Origin of the sequence: Kouleothrix sp., assembly GCF_046328425.1 — a bacterium.
Lineage (GTDB): Bacteria > Chloroflexota > Chloroflexia > Chloroflexales > Roseiflexaceae > Kouleothrix.
The window spans coordinates 1-22815 of sequence record NZ_JAXLWP010000018.1 but is presented as its reverse complement, the minus strand read 5'-3'; the positions used below and the strand labels follow the sequence as shown (position 1 = coordinate 22815).

The 22815-nt window shown below is 69.2% G+C and carries 20 protein-coding genes and 1 pseudogene; 12 read left to right on the top strand and 9 right to left on the bottom strand.

Annotation, left to right across the window (positions count from 1 at the left end):
- Window positions 1-131: 131 nt before the first annotated feature.
- The 6 genes and pseudogenes from rbsK to pyrF all read right to left on the bottom strand — a co-directional run bounded on the left by rbsK (window position 132) and on the right by pyrF (window position 6144).
- Window positions 132-1047 (bottom strand): annotated as a pseudogene (rbsK, locus tag U0177_RS17250) (ribokinase).
- Window positions 1048-1086: 39 nt separating this feature from the next.
- The gene (locus tag U0177_RS17245) at window positions 1087-2631 is read right to left on the bottom strand and encodes a gluconokinase (protein WP_409571897.1); all 1545 of its coding nucleotides are present in this window, start codon (window positions 2629-2631) and stop codon (window positions 1087-1089) included.
- Between the two features lie 51 nt (window positions 2632-2682).
- Entirely contained in the window at window positions 2683-3066 is a 384-nt protein-coding gene (locus U0177_RS17240) for an MGMT family protein (RefSeq protein ID WP_409571896.1), read from the bottom strand.
- 96 nt (window positions 3067-3162) lie between these two features.
- The gene (gene smpB, locus U0177_RS17235; protein ID WP_409571895.1) at window positions 3163-3642 is read right to left on the bottom strand and encodes an SsrA-binding protein SmpB; all 480 of its coding nucleotides are present in this window, start codon (window positions 3640-3642) and stop codon (window positions 3163-3165) included.
- Between the two features lie 76 nt (window positions 3643-3718).
- Complete coding sequence (locus U0177_RS17230; RefSeq protein WP_409571894.1) at window positions 3719-5269, bottom strand: hypothetical protein; 1551 nt, start codon at window positions 5267-5269, stop codon at window positions 3719-3721.
- Window positions 5270-5313: 44 nt separating this feature from the next.
- Window positions 5314-6144 (bottom strand): orotidine-5'-phosphate decarboxylase, encoded by an 831-nt coding sequence (gene pyrF / locus U0177_RS17225; protein WP_409571893.1) that lies wholly within the window; start codon window positions 6142-6144, stop codon window positions 5314-5316.
- Between the two features lie 528 nt (window positions 6145-6672).
- Between pyrF and rpoD the strand changes: the two genes are divergently transcribed.
- The 8 genes from rpoD to U0177_RS17185 all read left to right on the top strand — a co-directional run bounded on the left by rpoD (window position 6673) and on the right by U0177_RS17185 (window position 15023).
- Window positions 6673-7809, top strand: coding sequence for an RNA polymerase sigma factor RpoD (gene rpoD / locus U0177_RS17220; RefSeq protein ID WP_409571892.1), 1137 nt, complete (start codon window positions 6673-6675; stop codon window positions 7807-7809).
- Window positions 7810-8012: 203 nt separating this feature from the next.
- Window positions 8013-8297 (top strand): 4a-hydroxytetrahydrobiopterin dehydratase, encoded by a 285-nt coding sequence (locus U0177_RS17215; RefSeq protein WP_409571891.1) that lies wholly within the window; start codon window positions 8013-8015, stop codon window positions 8295-8297.
- The gene (locus U0177_RS17210; protein WP_409571890.1) at window positions 8281-8805 is read left to right on the top strand and encodes a hypothetical protein; all 525 of its coding nucleotides are present in this window, start codon (window positions 8281-8283) and stop codon (window positions 8803-8805) included. Before U0177_RS17215 ends, U0177_RS17210 begins: the two co-directional genes overlap by 17 nt.
- A gap of 10 nt (window positions 8806-8815) precedes the next feature.
- Complete coding sequence (locus tag U0177_RS17205) at window positions 8816-9592, top strand: segregation and condensation protein A (protein ID WP_409571889.1); 777 nt, start codon at window positions 8816-8818, stop codon at window positions 9590-9592.
- 125 nt (window positions 9593-9717) lie between these two features.
- Window positions 9718-11904 (top strand): GAF domain-containing protein, encoded by a 2187-nt coding sequence (locus U0177_RS17200; RefSeq protein ID WP_409571888.1) that lies wholly within the window; start codon window positions 9718-9720, stop codon window positions 11902-11904.
- A 174-nt stretch (window positions 11905-12078) separates the two neighbouring features.
- Window positions 12079-12726, top strand: a complete 648-nt coding sequence (locus U0177_RS17195) for a response regulator (protein ID WP_409571887.1) — start codon at window positions 12079-12081, stop codon at window positions 12724-12726.
- A 443-nt stretch (window positions 12727-13169) separates the two neighbouring features.
- Window positions 13170-13694, top strand: a complete 525-nt coding sequence (locus U0177_RS17190; protein WP_409571886.1) for an RNA polymerase sigma factor — start codon at window positions 13170-13172, stop codon at window positions 13692-13694.
- A gap of 273 nt (window positions 13695-13967) precedes the next feature.
- Complete coding sequence (locus tag U0177_RS17185) at window positions 13968-15023, top strand: hypothetical protein (RefSeq protein WP_409571885.1); 1056 nt, start codon at window positions 13968-13970, stop codon at window positions 15021-15023.
- A gap of 324 nt (window positions 15024-15347) precedes the next feature.
- Here U0177_RS17185 and U0177_RS17180 read toward each other — a convergent pair whose 3' ends face one another.
- The gene (locus U0177_RS17180) at window positions 15348-15476 is read right to left on the bottom strand and encodes a hypothetical protein (RefSeq protein ID WP_409571884.1); all 129 of its coding nucleotides are present in this window, start codon (window positions 15474-15476) and stop codon (window positions 15348-15350) included.
- Window positions 15477-15541: 65 nt separating this feature from the next.
- A complete protein-coding gene (locus U0177_RS17175; RefSeq protein WP_409571883.1) occupies window positions 15542-15793 on the bottom strand; it encodes a hypothetical protein in 252 nt (83 codons plus the stop codon).
- Window positions 15794-15908: 115 nt separating this feature from the next.
- Between U0177_RS17175 and U0177_RS17170 the strand changes: the two genes are divergently transcribed.
- Together U0177_RS17170 and U0177_RS17165 are read left to right on the top strand one after the other, a co-directional pair.
- Window positions 15909-16508, top strand: a complete 600-nt coding sequence (locus U0177_RS17170; protein WP_409571882.1) for a DUF421 domain-containing protein — start codon at window positions 15909-15911, stop codon at window positions 16506-16508.
- Between the two features lie 135 nt (window positions 16509-16643).
- On the top strand, window positions 16644-18548 hold the full coding sequence (locus U0177_RS17165) for a protein O-mannosyl-transferase family (protein ID WP_409571881.1): 1905 nt from the start codon (window positions 16644-16646) through the stop codon (window positions 18546-18548).
- 159 nt (window positions 18549-18707) lie between these two features.
- Here the strand turns inward: U0177_RS17165 and U0177_RS17160 are convergent, their stop codons facing one another.
- Window positions 18708-19574 carry a hypothetical protein gene (locus U0177_RS17160; protein ID WP_409571880.1) on the bottom strand — a complete coding sequence of 289 codons (867 nt, stop codon included), beginning with the start codon at window positions 19572-19574 and terminating at the stop codon, window positions 18708-18710.
- A 449-nt stretch (window positions 19575-20023) separates the two neighbouring features.
- Between U0177_RS17160 and U0177_RS17155 the strand changes: the two genes are divergently transcribed.
- Together U0177_RS17155 and U0177_RS17150 are read left to right on the top strand one after the other, a co-directional pair.
- Window positions 20024-21592, top strand: coding sequence for a DUF512 domain-containing protein (locus tag U0177_RS17155; RefSeq protein WP_409571879.1), 1569 nt, complete (start codon window positions 20024-20026; stop codon window positions 21590-21592).
- Window positions 21593-21658: 66 nt separating this feature from the next.
- Window positions 21659-22815: GAF domain-containing protein (locus U0177_RS17150; RefSeq protein WP_409571878.1), on the top strand; the 1157-nt coding region annotated here is incomplete at its 3' end.

The following is a 22815-nucleotide window of genomic DNA, read 5'->3' as shown; positions in this document are numbered from 1 at the left end:
GAGATTTCGCGCGTGTGGTGGCGGGTGTGCTCATCGATCTGGGGGATTCGCGGGTGTATTCGGCGGGTGCAGGCCAGGGCGAGGTCGCCCTGGCCGCTGGTGGCCTGGTGGGCTGCGCGGCTGCCGATGAGCTAGCGGTGCGTCGCTAGTAGCGCCAGCACGTCGGCGCGGCGCGGCAACGAGGGCTGCGCGCCTGGGCGGGTGGTCGAAAGCGCGCCTGCGGCCATGGCCCAGCCCAGCGCCTCGCCGAACGGCATCCCGGAGTCGAGGCCGGCCGCCAGCCCGCCATTAAACGCATCGCCGGCGGCAACCGTGTCGATCGCCGCGATTTTGAATGCCGGCAGGAAGCCGCTGCTCTGGCGATCGTGCCAGAAGGCGCCGCGCGCGCCAAGCTTGATCACGGCGCAGCCTACGCCGCGCGCCAGCAGGGCCTGGGCCGCGCGCTCGGCGGCGGCTAGGTCGTCGAGCGCGAACCCCACCAGCGCGGCGGCCTCGGTCTCGTTCGGCGTGATGATGTCGGCGGCTGCGTATAGCTCGGGCGGCAGCAGCTGCGCCGGCGCAGGGTCGAGCAGTACCGCCACGCCGCGCGCGCGCGCCGCCTGGGCGGCCGCCACCACCATGCCAAGCGGCACCTCGAGCTGTAGCAGCAGCGCGCGCGCCGTCAAGCGCGGCATCCAACCGCGCCAGGTCGTCGGCGCCAACCTGGCCGTTTGCGCCCGGCGCCACCACGATCGTATTCTCGGCGGCGTCGTTGACCTCGATCACCGCGATGCCCGACGAGATGCCGGCGTGGGTGGCGACGCCGGCGATGTCGACGCCATTGGCGGCCAGGCCGTCCCGCAGCGCCGCGCCGAAGACATCGTCGCCCACGCGGCCGATCATGCGCGTGCCGGCGCCCATGCGCGCGCAGGCCACCGCCTGGTTCGCACCCTTGCCGCCCGGCGCGGTGAAGAACTCGTGGCCGAGCAGCGTCTCGCCAGGGGCGGGCAGCCGTGGCGCGCGCACCACAAGGTCCATGTTGATGCTGCCGAATACAACCACCGCCATGAGCCGCTCCTTTCGCGCTGCCTGCTTCCCGACGGCAGCTTAGCCGTAGAACTGGCGATATAGCTCCTGCTGGCGCGCGATCGCCGCCTGGTAGGCCGCGTGGTTGGCCGGGTCGGGCAGGTAGCGCGCGCCGGTGCTGGCTGGCAGGTCGTCGACCGACGCGACCGCGCCAAGCGCCTCGAGCGCCAGCAGCGCGGCGCCGCGGCTGGTGGCCTCGTGCTCGGCCGAGGCTACCAGCGGCCGGCCGAGCACGTCGGCGATCAGCTGCATCCACGCCGGCGAGCCAAGCAGCGCGCCGCCGCTGGCGATCAGCTGTGCTTCGGAGCGGTGCGGCTGCGACGCTTGCGAGGCTTCGAGCCCGCCGAAGATGATTGCGAAGCGATACGCGACCGCCTCAAGGCTGGCGCGCAGGATCTCGATCGGCGCAGTACTCAGGCCAAGGCCGTGGATGGTGGCGCGGACATCGCCGGCCCAGCCGGGGCTGCGCTCGCCGGCCACAAACGGCAGAACAGTCAGCCCGTGGCCGTCGGGCGGCAGCTTGCTCCATTGGGCCTCGATCTGCTCGGGTTCGCCCAGGCGCAGCGTCTGGCGCAGCCAGGCGTATACATTGCCGCCCTCGCTGGTGGCGCCGCCCAGCAGCGCGCGCCGCGCGTCGACGCGGTAGCACCACAGGCCGTCGGGCACGGGCGTAGCAGCTGGCCTGCCTTCTTGCAGCACGACGCGCAGCGCGCCGGTGGTGCCGACGGTCAGCGCCACCCGGCCTTCGCTGGTGGCGCCGCTGCCGATGTTGGCCGCCGCGCCGTCGCCGATCGCCGCGAACCAGGGCACGCCGCGCAATGCCGGCCAGCGCTCGGCGTAGGCGCGGCCCTGGGCGTCGCGGCCGGTCAGCCCGCGCAGCGGCGCGTCGGCGCCAACGAGTGGCGAGAGTTGGCCCGCGCCGAGGCGCAGATGCGCCAGCAGCGGCGCGTCCCACTCCAGGCTCGCCCGGCCGAGCAGGCCGCCCCACGACGCAGCCGAGTAGCTGGCGCGGCACTGGCCAAACAGCTGAAGCTCGAGGTACTCGCCGAGCGTGATCCAGCGGGCGGCGCTGCGCCAGGTCGCCGGCTGGGTGCGCTTGAACCAGGCCAGCCGCGCCGGCCAGTAGCTGGTGCGCAGCATGCAGCCGGTGCGCTGGTGCACCGCGCGCTCGTCGAGCTCGCGCCTGAGGGCTGCCGCGTCGTCGGCGTTGCGCGTGTCGGCGTAGGTGATCAGCGGGGTGAGCGGCCGGCCGCTGGCGTCGATCGCCAGGATGTTCGAAACCAGTGTATCGACGGCCACGGCGCCGATGTGCGCGGCCAGCGCGCCAGCCTGCGACAGCGCTGTGTCGACGCAGCGCGCCACCCGCGCAACCGCGGCGTCGGCGTCGTCTTCGCTCCGGCCGTCGGCCGCGGCGCGCACGGTGTAGGGCTCGTGGCCGCCGACGCCGGGCACGGCCTGGCCGCGCGCGTCGTAGACGAGCGTACGCACCGACGAGGTGCCGATATCGATCGTGAGCACCAGCGGCGCCACGAGATCGGCGGGGGCATGCGCGGTGGCGTTCGGCATACGGCGGGGTTTCTTTTCTCAGGCAGCTATGGCGGCACAAGCGTCAGCGCGTTAGAACAAGCTCAGCTGCTCGGCGTCGTCGCGCGGCGGCAGCGTGTTGAAGCCGTGCGCGGCGGCCCACTCGGCAGAAGGGCCGGGCCAGCGGAAGCGCGCCATGATCACGCGATCTTGCGCGTCGAAGGCCACGCCTTCGTCCTCGAGCAGCTGGCGCTGGGCCAGGCCGCGCGTGCTGATGCCGCCCTGGCGGTTGATCACCCGCTGCCAGGGCAGGTGCGCCTGGGCGGCGGGCGTCTCGTTCAGCGCGAAGCCGACGGTGCGCGCGTCGCAGCCGCCGCCAACGATCGCGGCGATGTCGCCGTAGGTCGCGACCATGCCGCGCGGGATCTGCTCGACCACGGCGTAGATCTGCTCGTAGAGGGCGTAGCTAGCCGACATGCTCGTCCTCCTGGCGATCACGACAGGCAAAGGATGCAGGGCGGCGCGACCGCATGGCCTGCTGCTGCCTATCTTCCGGCCGGCTTGTGCGGGGCGTCACTCGCGCGAGCGCGATTTCATGGCCCGCTCGATATCGCGCTTGGCCTCGCGCTTGGCGATATCGTCGCGCTTGTCGTAGAGCTTTTTGCCGCGCGCCAGGCCAAGATCGACCTTCAGCCGGCGGCCTTTGAAGTAGAGGCGCAGCGGCACCAGCGTGAAGCCTTGGCGCTCGACCTGGCCGAGGATGCGGCTGATCTCGCGGCGGTGTAGCAGCAGCTTGCGTGGGCGGGTGGGCTCGTGGTTGAAATACGTGCCCGACTGGTCGTAGGGCGAGATATGCACATCGTACAGCCACACCTCGTCGTTCACCACGCGGGCATAGCCGCCGCGCAGGTTCACCCGGCCGGCGCGGGCCGATTTGATCTCGCTGCCGGTGAGCGCAATGCCAGCCTCGTAGCTTTCGTCGATGAAATAGTCGTGGCGCGCCTTGCGATTGTCGGCCACTGTCGGGTTCGGTTGGCCGTTGTTGCCTGCCATCTGGTCCTCAAAGGGCGCCACGGCCGGCGGGGCGCGGCGGCGTGTAGAGTATCGAGCGTGGCTATTATAGCATGGCTCAGCTGGCCTGCGCTGCCGCGCCCTCAATCGCGTCGAGCGCGCGGTCGCGCAGCTGCTGGGCCTCGCGCAGAAATGCCGTATCGCGCTCTTTCAGCTCGCTCATGCGCAGAATCAGCGGCCAGATCTCGCTCCAGCGCCCGTCGATCCAATCGACTTCGAGCATGCCCGCCAGCCCGTAGCGCGTCAGCAGGTCGCGCAGGCTGGCGCGCAGCTGGATGTACGCGTCGGCGGCGCGCTGCTCGGCCGGGCTGCGGCGCTCGGCCGGGCGCCGCGACGCCTGGAGGCCAAACGCCAGCACCTGCTTGACGCGCAGATTGATCGTGTGCGCGGTCAGGTGCTCGACGCCGTCGAGGCCGGGGGCCTGGGCGAAGATAAAGCCGTCGACGAAATCGGTGCGCGGCCCGCTCTGCCGCCCGCGCCCGGCCATATCGTCGAGCACGCCGCCGCCGCGCATGATGAACGGCCGCTCGTCGGCCTGTGCCGGGCCGGGCCGCTCCTCGAACAGCAGCGGCGTGGCGATCAGGTGCACGATGCTCAGCACGCGCGCCTCGCCGCCCAGGTCGCCCTGGACGGTCAGGTGATGCGGCAGGATCGAGCCGGGCGGCGCGAGCCCGATCGCAATCAGCGCGTCGATCAGCCGGCCGGCCACGGCATAAGAGCGCGCCGGCGGCAGGCGGATGAGCCAGGTGCCAAGCGTGGCCGAAAAAGCGCCGTCCATCCCCAGGCGGCGCGCGGTGTCGCCCAGCAGCCGCGCCAGCACGCCGTTGGCGGCGATCGGCAGGTAGATCTTGCCGCCTACCGGCGGCAGCAGCCAGTGGCGCAGCTCGTCGGCGTGGGCCTGCTGCGCCAGGTCGGCCAGCGCGGCCTGGAGCTCGGCGTCGCTGGTGGCTGGGAAGTCGCGCAGCGCCAGGTAGGCCTCGGCGCGCAGCAGCGCCTGGGCGGCCGGTGCCAGCGCCAGCACAGGGAAGGTCAGCCCGGCCATGCGCCGGGCGATTGCCGGGTCGAGCAGCCCATCAGAAGGCCGTGCGCCGCTTGGGGCTGGCTGCTCGTCGGCCGCGCGCAGCCGCCGCTCGATGCTGCCGAGCAGCGCGTGCACCTGTGCGAGGCGCTGGCCGATCGCTAGCAGCGCGCCTATGCCCAGCGCCAGCGCCAGCAGGCGCTGCCAGGGTTCGGCGCGCGCCAGCATGGTTGGGAAGGCGATAGCCATGCTGGCCGTCAGCGCCAGCGCGGCCGGCGCCAGCAATGCCAGCAGCTGCCGCGTGTCGCGCGGCGCCCGGCTGGGCGGCAGCCCGAGGAACAGCGACATATCGCGGCTGGCCACGCGCGCGCGCGCCACTGTAGGCCGCACGAACAGCTCGATCTGCGCCAGCAGCACCAGCACCGCCACGCCGCCGGTGATCAGCCCAAGCCAGCCGCGCGCCATCTGGGCCAGCGCGAAACCGATCGGCAGCAGCAGCAGCGGCAGAATGTAGCGGGTCGTCCGCCGCAGCGCCAGGTGCTCCTGGGCTACGTCGTCGAGCAGCCGCGCGAGTAGTAAGTCGAAGCGCATGGCGTGCTCATGGCAAACAGCGGCATATTGCGGGAGCGCCGGCGCTACCGCGCCGGGGCGTCGGCGATCGCGGCGTTGATCGCATCGCGCAGGCGCAGCGCCTCGGCGCGCGCGGCCTCGGCGAAGCCCTCGCCGTCGCTGGCGTACATAATTGTGCGCGACGCGTTGATCAGCGCGCCCTGGCCGTCGGCGCGCACCGCCGCGCGCACCGCCGCGCCAAGCTCGCCGCCCTGCGCGCCGACCCCCGGCACCAGCAGTGGGAGGTCGGGGCAGGCTGCGCGCACCTGCGCCAGCACCGCCGGGTAGGTAGCGCCTACCACCAGGCCGGCATTGCCGTTGGCGTTCCAGTCGTGCTGGGCCTTGCGCGCTACCGCCATGTACAGCGGCTCGCCGCTGGCCAGCGCGAGGTCTTGCAGGTCGGCGCTGCCGGGGTTCGAGGTTTTACATAAGATGAAGCAGCCCTTGTCGGCGTAGCCAAGGAACGGTGCCAGCGCATCGCCGCCGAGGTACGGGCTAAGCGTCACCGCGTCGGCGCCGAGGCGCTCGAAGATCGCCCGCGCGTAGGCGCCGGCGGTCGAGCCGATATCGCCGCGTTTGGCGTCGACGATCACCGGCACATCGCGCGGCAGCGCGGCGATCAGCCGGGCCAGTGTAGCGATGCCGGCGGGGCCTTCGGCCTCGAAAAACGCGATGTTGGGCTTGAACGCGCACGCCAGGTCGGCGGTGGCCTCGGCGATTGCGGCACAGAACGCGAACAGCGGGTCGCTGCGGCCGTGCAGCGCCGCCGGAATGCGCTGCGGGTCGGGGTCCAGCCCGACACACAGCAGGCTGCGGTTGCGCTTGGCGGCGGCGCGCAACCGGTGCATAAAGGTCATACGCCGTCTCCTTTATATAGTGGCGCACGAACGTTCCTCGGGAGTCGCATCCTACGCGCTGCGTGCGCGCCTGTCAAGCCGCGCAAGTGACCAACCGCCGCGTTTGGGCGTCGGTATCCATGCGATCGGAAAGCGCTTTACCAGCCGGCCGCTCGGCGCTGTGAATATGTGAAGAACGGGTGTTCTAAGGCTTTACAATCTGGTTGCCTTATGTGAATAAGTGGAGAAATTGTAGAAGACTTTGTGGAAAAAGGGGTTGACTTTAACCAGATACTAATGCTATAGTAATCTTGCGCACAAATGGGGTGCCAAGCTTGCATCCCTCCTAATTTGAGAGCATTCCGGGGCTTTGAGTGACCGGCTCTCAGCCCCATCTTGTTGCCCTAAAAATGGCGGCAAGCTGGTGAACGAATTCACAACACGATCTGCCTTTGAACCGATGCTCTTGACAGGTCGTGTAATATGTCAATTAGGAAAGAGACTATGACCGTCCCTCTCGCAGAGACTTCGCTACAGGAGTGGGCGCACATGCTAGAGCAATTGCTCGAGGTCGCCCGCACGCAAGGCTACCTCACCTATAGCGACATCCTCGAGGCCCTTCCTCAGCCAGAACACCACGTTGCCGACGTCGATCAGCTCTACGCCGCCCTCCAGGCCGAGGGCATCCGCGTGGTTGAGACGCCCGCCGAGATCAGTGAAGCCCCCGCCTCCATTGAAGAAGAGCTGCTTGCCGAGCTGCCCGACCTGACGGATATTGCGCTCGATGACCCCGTGCGCATGTATTTGCAGGAGATCGGCCAGGTGCCGCTGCTCTCGGCCGAGCAGGAAGTGACGCTGGCCAAGCAGATGGAGTCGGGCGACCGCGCCAAGCTCGCGCTCGACCACGAGGAGTACCTCTCGTGGCAAGAGCGCTGCTCGCTCGAGCAGCAGCTTATGCGCGGCAACGAGGCGCGCCAGCATCTCATCCAGGCCAACCTGCGCTTGGTCGTCTCGATTGCCAAGAAGTACACTTCCTACGGCCTGACGATGATGGATCTAGTGCAAGAGGGCAATATCGGCCTGATGCGCGCGGTCGAAAAGTTCGATTACACCAAGGGCCATAAGTTTAGCACCTACGCTACCTGGTGGATCCGCCAGGCGATCACCCGCGCGATTGCCGACCAGAGCCGCACCATCCGCCTGCCGGTGCATATGGGCGAGGCGATCAGCCAGGTGAAGCGCACCTCGCATAAGCTACAGCAGACGATGCAGCGCGAGCCGACGCCCGAGGAGATCGCCGACGCGATGGGCATGAGCCCGAACAAGGTGCGCCGAACGCTCGAAGCTTCCATGCACCCGCTCTCGCTCGAGATGCCGGTGGGCCAGGAGGGCGAGGGGCGCATGGGCGATTTCATCGAAGACGACCGGATCTCGACCCCGGCCGACGCTGCGGCGGCCTCGATGCTGCGCGAGCAGATCGAAGAGGTGTTGCAGAAGCTGCCCGAGCGCGAGCGCAAGATCATTCAGCTGCGCTACGGCCTGAAGGACGGCCGCTACCGTACGCTCGAGGAGGTCGGCGTCGAGTTCGGCATTACCCGCGAGCGTATCCGCCAGATCGAGGCGGTGGCACTGCGCAAGCTGCGCCACCCGCACCTCGGCAAGAAGCTGCGCGGCTACCTCGATTAGCCGGTAGGCACCTCTCCCCGCGCTCGAGCGCAGGGGCAGAGCGAGATGGTTTGACGTTGCACCGGCCTTGCCGCGAGCCAGCGATGGCTCGCGGTTTTCGTTGGCCTGCGGCACCCTGATTTCTTGCTATACTTATGGCCTTGCGCCTTTGGCCATGTGCGGGCGTGAGCCTTTGAACCATGCCTTACCCAGAAGGAGATACCATGGCTACACCACTCGCCGATGCCGAGATCGAGCGGCGCCTCGGCGAACTCGACGGCTGGGAGCTGCACGGCGGCCAGATCCGCCGCACCTTCGCGTTCGCCTCGTTCCCAGCGGCGATCGGCTTTGTGACGCAAGTGGCGTTTCTGTCCGAGGCCGCGCGCCACCATCCCGATATCGATATCCGCTACAACAAGGTAGCGCTGGCGCTGATAACCCACGACGCCGGCGGGCTCACCGAGCGCGATTTCGCCCTGGCCGCTCAGGTCGATGAGCTACTGGGCTAGCGCCGTGAGCATGCTCTACCGCCTGCGGCAGCTCGCCGCCGCGCTGACCGCGCGCCTCGCCCCAGACGACCGAGCGCTGGTGGCGCGCACGCTCGCGCCGGCCGAGCTGCGCCTGTTCGAGCGCATGCCTCGCCACGACCAGCGCCACTGCCTTGATGTATACCATACGCTGCGCGCCGCCGGCCACGACGATCCGCTGCTGCTGCGCGCCGCGCTGCTCCACGATTGCGGCAAGGTCGACGACGACGGCCGGCCGATCCCGCTGCTCTACTATGGCGTGTTCGTGGTGCTGCTGCGGCTGCTGCCCGGCCTGTACCGCGCCGCCGCCCGCCACGGCCGCGGCCCCCTGCGGCCGTTCGCCGTCCACGCCGCCCACGACGAGCGCAGCGCCGCCATGGCCGAGCGCGCCGGCAGCCCGGCCGCGCTGGTGTGCATCCTGCGCGATTACGGCGCGCGCCGCGCGACACCGCAGACACTGGCGCTTGGCTGGGCCGACCAGCAGAACTGATGAGAAAGCGATGTTGCAGGAAAGCCTCGACTATACATTTCAGCTGCCCGTGTTTGAGGGCCCGCTCGACCTGCTGCTCAGGCTGATCGAGCGCGAGGAGCTTGATATCACCGCCGTGGCGCTGGCGCAGGTGGCCGACCAGTACCTGGCCCACGTGCGCAGCCTTGAGGCCCCCGAGCCTGGCGCGCTGTCGTCGTTTCTGGTGATGGCCGCGCGCCTGCTGCTGATCAAATCGCGCGCGCTGCTGCCGCGCCCGCCGGCCGCCGCTGGCCCCGACGACCCGCCCGACGAGGCTGCCGAGCTGGCCCGCCAGCTGCGCGAGTACCAGCGCTACAAGCAGGCCGCCGCACTGCTGCGCGCCTGGGAGGCTAGCGGCCGGCGCTCGTTTCTGCGCGTGGCAGCGCCGCCTACCCCCGCGCTGCCTAAGCCCGATAAGCTCGACATAACCTTGAGCGAGATGATCGCGGCGGTGCAGCGGCGCATGCAGCTGCTGCTGCCGCTCGATCCGCCCGAGGTGCCGCTGCCCGCGCCGAAGATCATCACCGTTGCCGAGATGGCCGGCCGCATCCGCGAGCGGCTGGCAGCGCAGCAGTGGATCAGCTTCGAAGACCTGCTGTCGCTGGCGGCGCGCCGGGTCGAGGTGATCGTGGCGCTGTGGTCGGTGCTTGAGCTGCTGAAGCGCCGCGCGATCGTCGTCGAGCAGGAGGCGATCTTTGGCCCGATCATGATCGGGCGCGGCCAGAACTTGAGCGATACCGACCTGCACGAGCTGGAGATCGACGAGTAGGAACTGAGACCGATCGGCAATCGGGCTTCTGAATGATGCTGCCGCACGCGTGCCTGTGCTACAATACCGCCATTCATTGTGAATGCCCGGGATTGGCCGTGCAAGATCCACAGTCACGCTCGAATATGTCGACGACCGACCTGGCGCGCGGGATGCCGCTGGGCGATCTGCTGGCGCTGGGCACGCAGCTGCGCGCCGATATTACCCCCGAGGCGCTGCTCCAGGAAGTCGCCGACGTGATCTACAGCGTGCTGGGCTACTCGCAGGTGTATATTCGCCTGCGCCACCCCGACACCGACGAGCTCGAGGCCGTGGCCTTCGCCGGCCTGCCCGACGACCAGATCGCCCAGCTGCGCGCCAACCCAACCGCGCCGTCGTTCTACCAGTCGCTGTTTCAGCCGCGCTACCGCCTTGGCGAGTCGTACCTCATCCCGGCGGGCCAGAGCGTCGAGCGCGAGCTGCAGCACGGCGCCGGCCAGCGCATCCGCCAGCCCGCCCGCGGCGTGCTGCTGGTGCCGCTGCGCGGGCGCGGCGAGCGGCTTTCCGGCGCGATCTATGTTGGCCCGCCGGCCGATGGCTCGCAGCTCGACGTTCCCAGCGTGCAGATCCTCGAGGCGATCGCCCGCCAGGCCGCGCTGGCGCTCGAAAATGCCCGGCTGGCGGCGCGTAGCGCGCGGCTGCTGGCCAAAGAGCAGCTGCTGGCCGAGCTTGGCCGCGATGTCAGCAATACCCTCGACCTTTCGACAATCCTCACCCGCACGGTCGAGCGGCTCGAGGTGGCGTTTCAGGGCGGCGCGATCGCGCTGCTGAACGACCAGAACGAGCTGGAGATCGCCGCCACCGTCGGCCATATCGACGACGCGGCGCGCCAGGTGCGCCTGAAGGTCGGCGAGGGCATCTGCGGCTGGGTTGTCGAGCGCGGCATCCCGTTTCTTTCGAATGATACCTGGGCCGAGGCGCGTGTGCCGCCGGCGGCGCGCGATGTCGGCACGAACCGCCGCATCCGCTCGTATATTGCCGTGCCGCTGCGCACCGGCGGCCGCGTGCTCGGCTCGCTCAGCGTCGAATCCGACCAGCCGAACGCCTTCACCTACGAGGATGTCGACCTGCTCGAGGCGGTGGCGGCGCAGATCGGCGGGCCGATCGCCAGCACGCGCCTGTACCAGGAGGCCCAGAGCCTCGCCGCCCAGGTGAAGCGCCGCAACGAGCACCTGACGGTGCTGAACCAGGTGGCGCGCATCGCGGTGTCGACGCTCGATCTCGAGCGGATGCTCGCGGCCGTGACGGTGCAGATCCAGCAGGGCTTCGGCTATGGCCACGTCGAGCTGTACCTGGCCGACGACGAGGCCCACGAGGTGGTGCTGGCGGCGCAGGCCGGTACCTTCCGGCCCAGCGAGATCGGCTACCGCATTCCGGCCGCGCGCGGGCTGCTCGGCAAAGCCTACCGCACCGGCACGACGGTGTACGTGGCCGATGTGCTCGGGCACCCCGACTACGTGGCCGAGACGCCGCGCGAGACGCGATCGCAGCTGTGCGTGCCGATCGTTGCCGGCGCGCGCGTGCTGGCAGTGCTGAACCTCGAGTCGCGCCAGGTCGGCGCATTCAGCGACGAGGGCGTGGGCGTGCTCGAGACTGCCGCCGACGTGCTGGCCAGCGCGATCGAGAATGTGCGGCTGTACCAGCGCGCCCAGGAGGCCGCCGTGCTCGAGGAGCGTAGCCGCCTGGCGCGCGATCTGCACGACTCGATCTCGCAGCAGCTGTTCAGCATGACCCTCACCGCCCAGGCGGCGCGCGTGCAGCTCGAAAAGAACCCGGCCCGCACTGCGGCCCAGCTCGAGCGCCTGCAAGAAACCGCCGCCGCCGCGCTGGCCGAGATGCGCGCGCTGATCTTCCAGCTGCGCCCGCCCGGCCTCAGCGAGCAGGGGCTGGTGGCCGCGCTGCAGCAGCACGTGGCCGCGCTGGGCCGCCGCGAGGGCCTGACGATGCACTTCGAGATCAGCGGCGACGAGCGCTTCGCCCGCGGCGCCGAGCAGGCGATCTACCGCATCGCCCAGGAGGCGCTGAATAATGTCGTGAAGCACGCCGGCGCCTGCCGCGTTACGATCGTGCTCGACCTTGAGCCCGAGCGCGTGCTGCTGCGCGTGGTCGACGACGGCGCCGGCTTCGATCTGGCCGAGCTTGTGCCCGAGAGCGGCCGCCACCTTGGGCTTACGAGCATGCGCGAGCGCGCCGCCGAGCTTGGCGGGCAGATGGAGCTGCGCTCGCAGCCGGGCAAGGGAACCGAGGTTGTGGTGACGGTGCCACGTACGTAGCAGGGCTCGTGCAGCGTTGTTCGGCTCACCCCTCGCTCGCGGCCCTGCCGGGGCAGGCGGGGCGCACTGCACCGCACCTTCCCGACCCGCGAGCGCTGGAGCGGGGCAGGGGAAGAGGGTTTCAGATTGCACCAGCTCTGCATTCACATTTAAAGAATAGAGATGGAGTGAAGTATGGATCGCATCAGCGTCATGCTCGTCGACGATCACCGCGTTGTGCGCCAGGGCCTGCGCGATTTTCTCGAGCTGCAGGATGATATCGAGGTGGTAGGCGAGGCGCCAAGCGGCGAGGAGGGCGTGAAGCTCGCGCAGGAGCTGCTGCCCGACGTGGTGCTGATGGACCTGGTGCTGCCGGGCATCGACGGCGTCGAGGCGACGCGGCGCGTGAAGTCGGTGAGCCCCTCGACGCGGATCATTGTGCTTACGTCGTTCGCCGACGACGACAAGGTGTTTCCGGCGGTTAAGGCCGGCGCGATCTCGTACTTGCTGAAGGACGTGCAGCCCGAGGAGCTGGCGCGCGCCATCCGCGCGGCCCAGCGCAACGAGGCCGTGCTGCACTCCGAGGTTGCCGCAAAGCTCATGCAGGAGTTCACCGCGCCGCGCCCGGCCGAGGACTCGGTCGAGCAGCTGACCGAGCGCGAGATGGATGTGCTGCGGCTGATCGCCAAGGGCCAGAGCAACAAGGAGATCGCCGATACGCTGATCATCAGCGAGAAGACCGTGAAGACCCACGTGAGCAATATCCTTAGCAAGCTGCACCTGGCCGACCGCACGCAGGCGGCGATCTACGCGCTGCGCCAGCGCCTTGTGCCGATGGAGTAGGCGGCTTCGCTGCCTCGCAGGCCTTAGCTCAGCCGCCGCCGCGCGTACGCGCGGCGGGCCGGGCTTCTTTGTGCGCCGCTTCGCAAATCAACCCTGCGACCGATCGATGTCCACCATGAGAATGAGCGCCGCGTCGGTTTCGCGGTTGAGATCGAGATGGCCCAAACGCCTGATGCCGCTGCCGGCGCATTCCGCTATAGTATGCCTACTGGCACTCAATGGCGCCGACGCGCACCAGCCGTGGGAGGGCCGCACTGGCCCGCAAGCACCACGCTCACGCGCCCGCGCCAAGCGTCAAGGAGGCGGTTGTGAGCAGGTTTGGCAGCAGGTAGGTGTGGTGGCCGGCAGCGGCCACGCCAACGCCAGAGCGGCAACACACCCCGGCACGTTCTCCTTTCGTGATCCGATACACCCCGAGCAGCTCTACGATAGAGGAATCTACGATGTTAGCACTGCATGCACTGAATGATTCGTGCACCCCATATACCACCTGCATCGAGCTGCTGTACGAGGAGTACCAGCGGCCACTGCTTGCCTACCTGACGCGCCTGGTGAGCGACCGCGAGGCCGCCGAGGATCTCTGCCAGGAGACGTTTATCAAGGCGCTGCGCAACTGGCACCAGCGCGACGCTTCGGCCAGCGTGGCGGCCTGGCTCTACCGCATCGCCACGAACACCGCCTACGATTTCCTACGCCGCCGCCGCCGCATTCGCTTCACCCCGCTGCTCGACCTTGAGCCGCCGCCCAGCGGCAGCCACTCGATGGAGTCGCGGCTCGACGAGGGCGAGCCGGTGCAGCGCGCGCTTGCCCAGCTGCCTGCGATGTACCGCCTGCCGCTGGTCATGCATTCGTGCGAGGGCCACAGCACCCAGGAGATCGCCGAGGCTATGGGTGTCTCGAACAGCGCGATCAAGACGCGGCTGTTCCGCGCGCGCGAGCGCTTCCGCGAGGCGTACCAGAACTGCTAGGGTAGGCGCGCGGGGCTGCGCCTGGCTCGATCGAGCCTTTGCCAAACCGGGCGGGATCTCGCCTGCCCACACCATGGCAACGTAGCGGCGGGGTCGAACTCGCCCTTCGCAAGTATACGACGCCAGGGGGCCGCCAGCCTCCTGGCGTTTGCGCGTGCGTGGCCCGGTTGATCTGCGAAAAATCGTGTGAGCCACGTTTCTTATGCAGAACATGCGCGGCTGCGGCGAATGCGCTGCGTGCGCCGGCAACACGACCGAGAAAGGAACATTGCGATGGAACGCGAAGCCAGCGCCAGGCTTGTGGCCGGCGCGCTGCTGGTGGGCGCGAGCCTGCTCAGCGGCAATGCCGCGCTGATCAGTGCGGCCGGCGGCGTGGGCGTGAACTGGGCTTCGGAGCCGCTGGGCGAGCTGTGGCGCCTGGCTCTGCCGCCGGCCGGGCCAGGTGGCGCGCTGGCGCGTGCCTACGAGCGTGCCCTGCGCCGCGCGGTGGCCGCGCTGCGCCGGCAGTATCAGGCCGAGTATGGCAGGGCCGCCGATGTGGCTGCGTTCGCGCTGCTCGGCGCCGCCGCCGATACGCTGGCGCGCGCCGAGTACCCGCCCGGCGCCGATAGCCCTGTTGCCGCGCAGCGCGCACTGGTCGGCGCGCTCGATGGCTTGCTGCACGGCCACGAGCCGCGCCAGGCTGCCTGGATCAAGGCGCGCTTGCTCGAATGCACCGCGCTGGAGTTTCAGCACGAGCTTGCCGCCGACGCCGAGGCCTGGCGCGCGTTCCACGATTGGCTCACGCGCCAGACGGCTCAGGCCGCTGCTGCGCTCGGCCATTCGCTGGCCGATGTGCCGCGCGTGCTCGACGCGCTGCGCCAACAGGCCGGCGCGCTTGACGCGGCCACCGATCGGCTTGAGCAGCTGCTCGATGGGCTGCGCGACGAGCTGCGGCGCATTGCGGCTGGCGTTGCCGTGCCGGCCGCCGCTGGCAGCAGGAACCAGACGATCGGCGGCAGCGCGCGGGTGGGCATTGCGGTCGCCGGCGATGTGCATGGCAATGTCACCCAGCAGTCGGGCGGGGTGAACTTCGGCAGCGGCAATACCATCGGCAAGGCCGGCGACACCGTGCAGGGCGACAAGCACGTGCATTACTACGGCCCGCCCGGCGTGGCCGGCGCCCCGGCCGGCAGCTCCAGCGACCTGCTGAAGGCGCACCGCGCGCGCCTGCAGGTGCTCGAGCACAAGCGCGCGATGTTTGGCTACAATACGCCCGCCGAGATTATCACCGAGATTGAGACGATCCGCGACGAAATCGCCCGGCTGGGTGGCGAGGCCGAGCCGTAGAAAGTGCGCCCCAACCGCCTCTGGCAGGGCGAAGCCAGGTCGCGCGGCGTCAAGCACCGGGCGCGCGGTGTCAAGCACCGGGCGTGCGGGAACGAACATTCCATCCTGGGAAAGGAACACCGGGCGCGTGGAAGGTAGCATGTTGCCTTTCGAAACGAGCACCAGGCGTGTGCGGCCGAGCGCTTGCTCGCTTGGGTCGCCCTACGGCGGCGGCCGGTGGCCGCCCTGGCTTCGGCTGTGTTGTGTATATGGCCGGCCAACTACCGCAAGCGCCACCCGGCAAAGCCCGAGCAGCGCTTGGTTCTATGAAAACGCAGGCCCCGCCTACGAGTGATGCCGGAAGTGCGTGCCTTGTGTGCCGCCGTGCTGGCGCGCCTCGCCCATGCGCAGGATGCGCAGGCCGATGAGACCGAGCACAATACCAATGGCAAGTCCGCCGATGATCAAGGTCATAGCTGTTCTCCGCTAACGCTGCGCCGGCGTGTGGCGCAGCTACACCAGGAGCAAGCTGCGTGCCGTCAGGCGCCGACGCTGCTAGCTGCGGCTACTTCGGTCAGGTCGCCGGCTGGCGTGGCGCGCTCCGCCCGGCTGATCTCGGGCTGGTCGAGCTGCAAAGGCGCGTACAGCTCGATAAAACCGCAGGCGCTGCATACCTGCGCCAGGATCGGGCGCGGGCCGGTGCCAATCGTGCCGGCCAGCATCACCTCGCCCTGCGCTGTCACCAGCGCGCTGGTGTGGGTGTCGTTGCTACATTTGGCGCATGTGATCATACGTGCTCCTTTCCGCGATGCCGAACTCTCTATAGCAAGCGCCGTGCCGCACCGTCTCAAGCGCCAGCGTGGTATGATGGCGCGGATGGTTCGACAACAACGAGGAGCCGAAGCCATGAGTCTGCTTGCTGCGCTGCGGAGTATGTTTGGCCTGGATCCACTCTACCCCCTGCTGATCGAAAAGCTCCTACGCCCGGTGATTGTCTACTGCTTTCTGGTGATCGGGCTGCGCCTGGCCGGCAAGCGCGAGCTTGCGCAGATCAACACGTTCGACCTCGTGGTGCTGCTGATGCTTTCGAACACCGTGCAGAACGCGATTATCGGCGACGACAACAGCGTGACTGGCGGAATGCTTGGCGCCGTCAGCCTGCTGCTAACAAACTACCTGGTGGTGCGCTTCTTGTTTCGCCGCGTCAAGCTCGACCGCTTTCTGGAGGGCGAGCCGGTGCTGCTGATCGAGCACGGCCGCGTGCGGCACCAGCGCCTCGACCGCGAGCTGATTAGCCTGGGCGAGCTGACGGCCGCCGCGCACCGCCAGGGCTTCCGCAGCCTCGACGACGTCGAGGAGTGTGTGCTCGAAACCGGCGGCTCGCTGGCGTTTATAGGAAAGGATCCTGCGCCGGCGCAGACCCACTACGACGACCTGGTCAAGCGCCTCGACGCGATCAGCGCCCAGCTACAGGCGCTGCAGGCGCCTGGCGCGGGCCGCCAATGACCTGGCTTACGCGGCTAGCGCTGTGCTCGGCCCGCGCTCCCAAACCTCGCTCGGCGCTCGCGCGGGCGGCGGGCAGGCTAAGGGCGCGGGCGCAAGGCGCCGGCCGCGCGGCCTTCGATGCTATGGATGGTGTATGTGCATAAATCACAAGGAGATCAGCTGAGCGCCGGGTGGCGGCAGGGCGGTGAGCGCGGCCACACGGCAGTGTCCGAAAGCAAGCTTTCGCCAGGCGTCGCGTGGCGCGACATTCTGCTCGCGTGCGGTGTTGCCGCCGCCGCGCTGCTGCTGTACGCGGCCACGCTGCTGCCGGGGCTTGGCAGCCGCGACACCGCCGAGCTGCAGTGGGTGGTGCCGACGCTCGGGCTGGCGCACCCCACCGGCTACCCGCTGTACACGCTGCTGGGCTGGCTGTGGTGCCAGCTGCCGCTCGGCGGCACGCCGGCCTGGCGCCTGAACCTGTTCTCGGCGGCAGCCGCCGCCGCCGCGCTAGCTGTGGTATACGCCTTGGCGCGGGCGCTGGGCCAGCGCGCCCCGGCCGCCGCCATCGCCGCACTGGCGCTGGGCGTGTCGCGCGCGTTCTGGTCGCAAGCCACCGTGGCCGAGGTCTACGCGCTGGCAGCGCTGCTCCAGGCGCTGCTGCTGCTGGCGCTGCTGCGCTGGCGCGATGGGCGCTGGCCGCTGTGGCTCGCCTGCCTGCTGCTGGGCCTCGGCCTGGCGCACCACCGCTCGATCATCCTCATGCTCCCAGGCGCCCTATTGTTTGTGCTCATGAGCCGCCGGGCGGGCGGCGCGCGCCCCGCCGTGGCCTCGCGCGACCTCGTGCTCGGGCTGGGCGGCCTGCTGGCCGGCGGCATGCTGTACCTCTACGTGCCGCTGCGCGCCCCGGCCTGGATGCAGAGCTGGCGGCAGGTGTGGGATCACATCAGCGGCGCCTCGCTCACCGCCACCTGGCTCGACTTGGCACGGCTGCGCGGCGAGGGCCTGCGGCGCATATTCACCCTGGCGCGCGCGTTTGTGTGGCCGCAGTTCCTGCCGGCCGGCGCGCTGCTGGCGCTGCTGGGCGGGGTGCGCCTGCTGCTGCGCGACCGTGCCGCAGCCGCGCTGCTGCTGCTTGGCTACGCGCTGACGCTGGCGTTCTGCGTGGCCTACTATGTCGCCGACGTCGAAGTGTTCTTCATCCCGGCGCACGTGCTGGCCGCGCCACTGCTGGGCGAGGGCGCGATGGCGCTGGGCGACGCGGCGCGGCGCTGGCTCGGCGGCAAGCAGTGGCGCCGCGCGCTCGGCGCCGGGCTGGCGGCCCTCGGCGCGGGCTATGTCGCGCTGCTGCTGTGGCAGAACCTGCCGGCCGTGCGCGCGCTCAACAGCACCGACGACGAGCGGATTGCCCGCGAGGTGCTGGCGCAGCCGCTGCCGCCCGGCGCGCTGGTGCTGGGCGACTGGTACTCCACCGAGGGGCCGCGCTACCTGCAGACGATCGAGGGCCTGCGCCCCGACGTGCAGTTTGGCTCGGGCATCGGGCGCGCCTCGGTGATCGAGGCGCTCGACCACGGCCGCGCGGTGTACCTTTCGGCGCCCGATGTGGAGCTGGGGCTGGCGCAGTGGCCCGAAGGGCGCCTCTGGCGCGTCGGCCGTGCGCCGCTGGAGGCCGCCGTGGCCGCGAGCGCGGCCTGGGCCGACGGCGTGGGGCTGAGCGGCTACACCCTGCCGCCTGGCCCGTACCACCCCGGCGACGGCGTGCCAGTGATGCTGCAGTGGCAGGCGCTCGGCGCGCCGTCGGCGAGCTACTCGTTCTTTGTACACCTGGTCGGCCCCGACGGACAGATCTGGGGCCAGCACGACCAGCCGGCCCCGACCGAGCGCTGGCAGCCCGGCAAGCGCTACGCCGACCTGGTTTCGCCCACGCTCAAGCCCGGCGCGCCGCCAGGCCGCTACCGCGTGACGCTCGGCTGGTACGCCTACCCTTCGATGCGGCGCCTGGCGCTGGCCGACGCCTCGGCCGACTACATCACGCTTGGCCAGATCGATGTGGCGGCGCGCTAGCGTGAGCTGCGCGTGCTCTTGCTCTCGCCGCGAAGGCACGGAGACGCGCACGGCAGCAGCTCGCCTGCGGCAGCGTAATACTCGCCTGACCATAGTGTGCGGTTTTCCGCGCGGAGCGCGGAAAACTGCACACCTCAAGAGGTAAAGTACCGCTTGGTGCTAGCCCGCAGTCGCGGCCGCCTGGCTGTCGGGGCGCGTGTCGGTGGGGAACTTCCACACGGGCGCGCCGGCCGGCGGCATGTCGATCAGCGCGCGCGCGCGTGCGAAGTAGGCCGACGCGCGGTGCACGTAATCGCTGGCGGTAGGGTTGGCGCGCAGCTCCTCGGGCGCCACAATACCCTGGTTGTGCCACGCCGCCAGCGCGCGCCACGTCACCGTCACGCCCTCGGCGTTGGCGCGGTAGATCCCGCGCTCGAGGTTCGCCGCGAGGTACTCAACAGCCAGCCTGGGGTTGGCGATCTCGGCGCTGATGGCCGCGTACAGCGCCTGCTGCGAGGCGAAAGCGTCGGGGCGCACCGTGCTGCCGCTCACCGTCAGCGGCACCGTCAGCACGCCGCTGCCGTGCGGCAGCGGCACCTGCCCGCGCAAGATCTCGAGCGCCACCGACGGCCGGATGTTGGCGGGCCACAGGCTCAGGTTGCTAATGCCCGTCGCGTTGGTCTCGCGCTGCAGATCCTCGTACCAGGGCGTCAGCAGCTGCACCGGCTTCACGCGCTCCTCGAACCAGCCGAAATGCTCGTTGTACATGATCAGCGCGATGATGACCGCAAAGTCGTGATCGGAGATGCCCGAGATCTGCGGGCGGTTGTGGCGCGCGGCAGCGGCGAGGATCGCGGGCTGAAGGTCGCGCATCTGGCGCGCGAACTCGGGGCGCACATAGGGCTCAATCGATGGGCCGGGGTCGCGCTGATCGGAGATGCGCCACCCATAGCCGGGTGTGTGCCGATACGGCCCGCGCTCGAACATGTCGAGCGGTGGCCGGCGCTGGTTGGCCGCCGCGTCGGCGCGCCATTGGCTGAACAGCATAAACGCCCCACACCCGAAGAGCGTCGCTATAACAAGAAGTCGCAAACGGCGTCGCACCGTCTTCCTCCACCACTAGCCTATCGCCCTTGATAGTAGACAGCAAATCCATCGCGAATGTTCCAATCTTCACAGCCGGCCATGGGCGCGTAGCAAGTTCCAGGCCCTTGGCCGGGCCTCGCTGCCAGTATACATCCGAACGGGCGCGCGGCAAGCTGCCAAAGGCTGATCTCGGCGCGCTACGGCGCCGTGTGGTATAATGCGGCTGGTGCGGGCCAGCCTGCTGTATGGCTTAGGCATGTTTCAAAGGGCGCGTTCGATCGCGCCCGTACAGTGTCACGTCGAAACTCCGCGCATTGAATCATGGCTTACGCCGCCGACGCGCTCTGCCGAGGGCTGAGCGCTCCGTGTTTCTGCGTAAGCCCTCAGTTGTATCACATATACCAACACGCATGGAATACCAGCCAGATCTTAAGAATATCACCGGCGCGGGCGGGCCGATCGCCAGCGTCGCGCGCGGCAGCATCGCCGAGGCGCTGGGCCTACAGCCCGGCGACGTGGTGCTGGCGGTGGGCGAGCGCCAGCTGCGCGACGTGATCGACTACCGCTTCGCCATCGCCGAGGAGCGCGTCGAGCTGCTGGTGCGCCGCGGCGACGACGAGACGATCTACGAGATCGAGAAGGACGCCGACGACGACCTGGGCATCGAGTTCGTCGAGCCGCTGTTCGACCGCCTGCGCACCTGCAATAATAAGTGCCCGTTCTGCTTCCTCACCCAGATGCCCAAGGGCATGCGCAAGTCGCTCTACCTGAAAGACGACGACTACCGCCTGGGCTTTCTGTACGGCAACTTCGTGACGCTCACCAACCTGAGCGAAGACGACTGGCAGCGCATCGAAGAGCAGCACCTCAGCCCGATGTATGTCTCGATCCACGCCACCGACCAGGCGCTGCGCGCGGTGCTGCTGGGCAAGGCCGACGTGCCCGACGTGCTTGAGCAGATCCGCCGCTTCGGGCGTATGGGCGTCGAGGTACATACCCAGATCGTCGCGCTGCCGGGCATCAACGACGGCGCCGCGCTGCACCAGAGCATCCGCGAGCTGGCCGCACTGTACCCGGTCGTCCAGACGATCGCGGTGGTGCCGGTGGGCCTCACCAAGTATCGCTTCGAGGGCAAGCGCCCGCAGAGCATCCGCGCCGCCATCGGCGTGCACGAGACGCCCGAGTGGATCGATACCAACTGGGAGCGCCAGCCGCTCTGGGACGAGGCGTGGGGAGCCGCGCGGCAGGGCAAGGCGGCTGGCGAGGTGATCCAGCTTCAATCGCCAACCCCTGGCTCCGGAACGCTCGCCGCCGACCTGGGCCACTGCGCGCGCCAGATCGTCGCCGCCGACGTGCCGATGCGCACGTTCCGCCCCGACGAGGCCGCGCGGGTGATCGACCTGATCGCGCCATACCAGGAGCAGCTCCAGCGCGAGCTGGGCATTCGCCTGGTGTACCCCTCCGACGAATTTTACCTGATCAGCGGCCGCGCGCTGCCCCCCGCCGACAGCTACGACGGCATGCCGCAGTACTCGAATGGCGTCGGCATGACCCGCGACTTCGTCGACGGCTGGGCGCGCGCCCAGCGGCGCCTGCCCGCGCGCCTGCCCGTGCCTACCAGCCTGACGCTGGTGTGCGGCACGCTGATTGCGCCAGTGCTGCAGCGCGTCGTCGACCGCCTGAACCGTGTCGAGAACCTGCACGCCACGCTGCTGCCGGTGGTCAACCAGTTCTTTGGCGAGATGGTCACCGTCTCGGGCCTGCTGATGGGCCACGACGTGGCCGCGGCGCTCCGGGCCGCCGGCGCGCAGCGCGCGCTGCTGCCCCGCGTGATGTTCGACCACGCCGGCACGCGGACGCTCGACGAGTACTCGGCCGAGCGGATTGCTGCCGAGTCGGGCGCGTCGGTGGCGCTGGCCGGCGAGCCCGACGAGCTGGCGCGCTACGTGCGGGCGCTGGCGAAAAGCGCCGAGCACTGAGCCTGCACTCTCGCCACGGCGCTCAATACGTTCGGCGCACGCAGTAAAACTCGCAGGGGGTGTGGTGTGGAACGCGAACTGAGCAGGCAGTCATATCGGCGCGTGATCGACACCATCCGGCGCGCCAATGCCATCGCCGCCACCCACGAGCTCGACGCGCTGCTCGACCAGATGGTCGACCTGTTCATCGAGGTCGTCGACGCGACGGCCGGTACGCTGTACCTGTACGACGCCGACACCGACGAGCTGGTGTTCAAGGTGGTGAAGGGCGACCCGCAGAGCCGCGGCTTGATCGGCCGGCGCCTGCCCGCCGCGCGCGGCATTGTTGGTGCGGCGCTGCGCGAGCGCCGATCGATCTTCATCGACGATGTCGAGTCCGACCCGCGCTGGGATCGGCGGCTGGGCGAGCTCTCGGGCATGCGCCTGCGCACGGCCTACTGCCTGCCGCTGCTGCTGCACGACCGGGCGATCGGCGTGGTGCAGGTGTTCAACCTGCCCTACAGCGCCGTCGACGAAGAGAACGAGCTGACGCTGCTGCACGACCTGGCCGACCGCATGGCCAGCGAGATCGAGAAGGCGCGCCTGCTCGAGCAGGCGAACCAGCGCCAGCGCCGCTTGAACGCGCTGGTCGATATTATCTCGCACCTCACCACCACGCTCGATCGCCACGAGCTGCTGACGCGGATCATGAACCACGCCCGCGAGCTGCTCGAAGTCGAAGCTACCTCGGTGTGGGAGCTCGACGAGCAGAACGACCCGCCGGTGCTGCGGCTGCACGTGGCCACCGGCGAGCGCGGCGAGAAGCTCAAGGCGCTGACGCTCAATTTGGGCGAAGGCATTATCGGCCAGGTGGTGCAGACTGGCGAGCGCAGGCTGGTGTACGATGTCAGCAAGGAGACGCATCACTACAAGCAGGCCGACGAGCAGAGCGGCTTTGTGACGCGCTCGATCCTGTGCGTGCCGCTGCGCGCCCCTAGCATTCAGCTCGGCGAGGAGCGCGGCGAGATCAACGCCAGCATTATGGGCGGCGCGCAGGCGCTCAACAAGCGCAACGGCGGTACCTTCAGCCAGGACGACATCGCGCTGTTCGAGACGCTCGCCAGCCAGGCCGCCACGGTGCTGCAGGTCGCGCGGCTCAACGACGACACCTACCGGCTGTTTATGGGCGTGATCAAAGTGGTGGCCGGCGCGATCGACGCCAAAGACCCGTACACCCAGGGCCA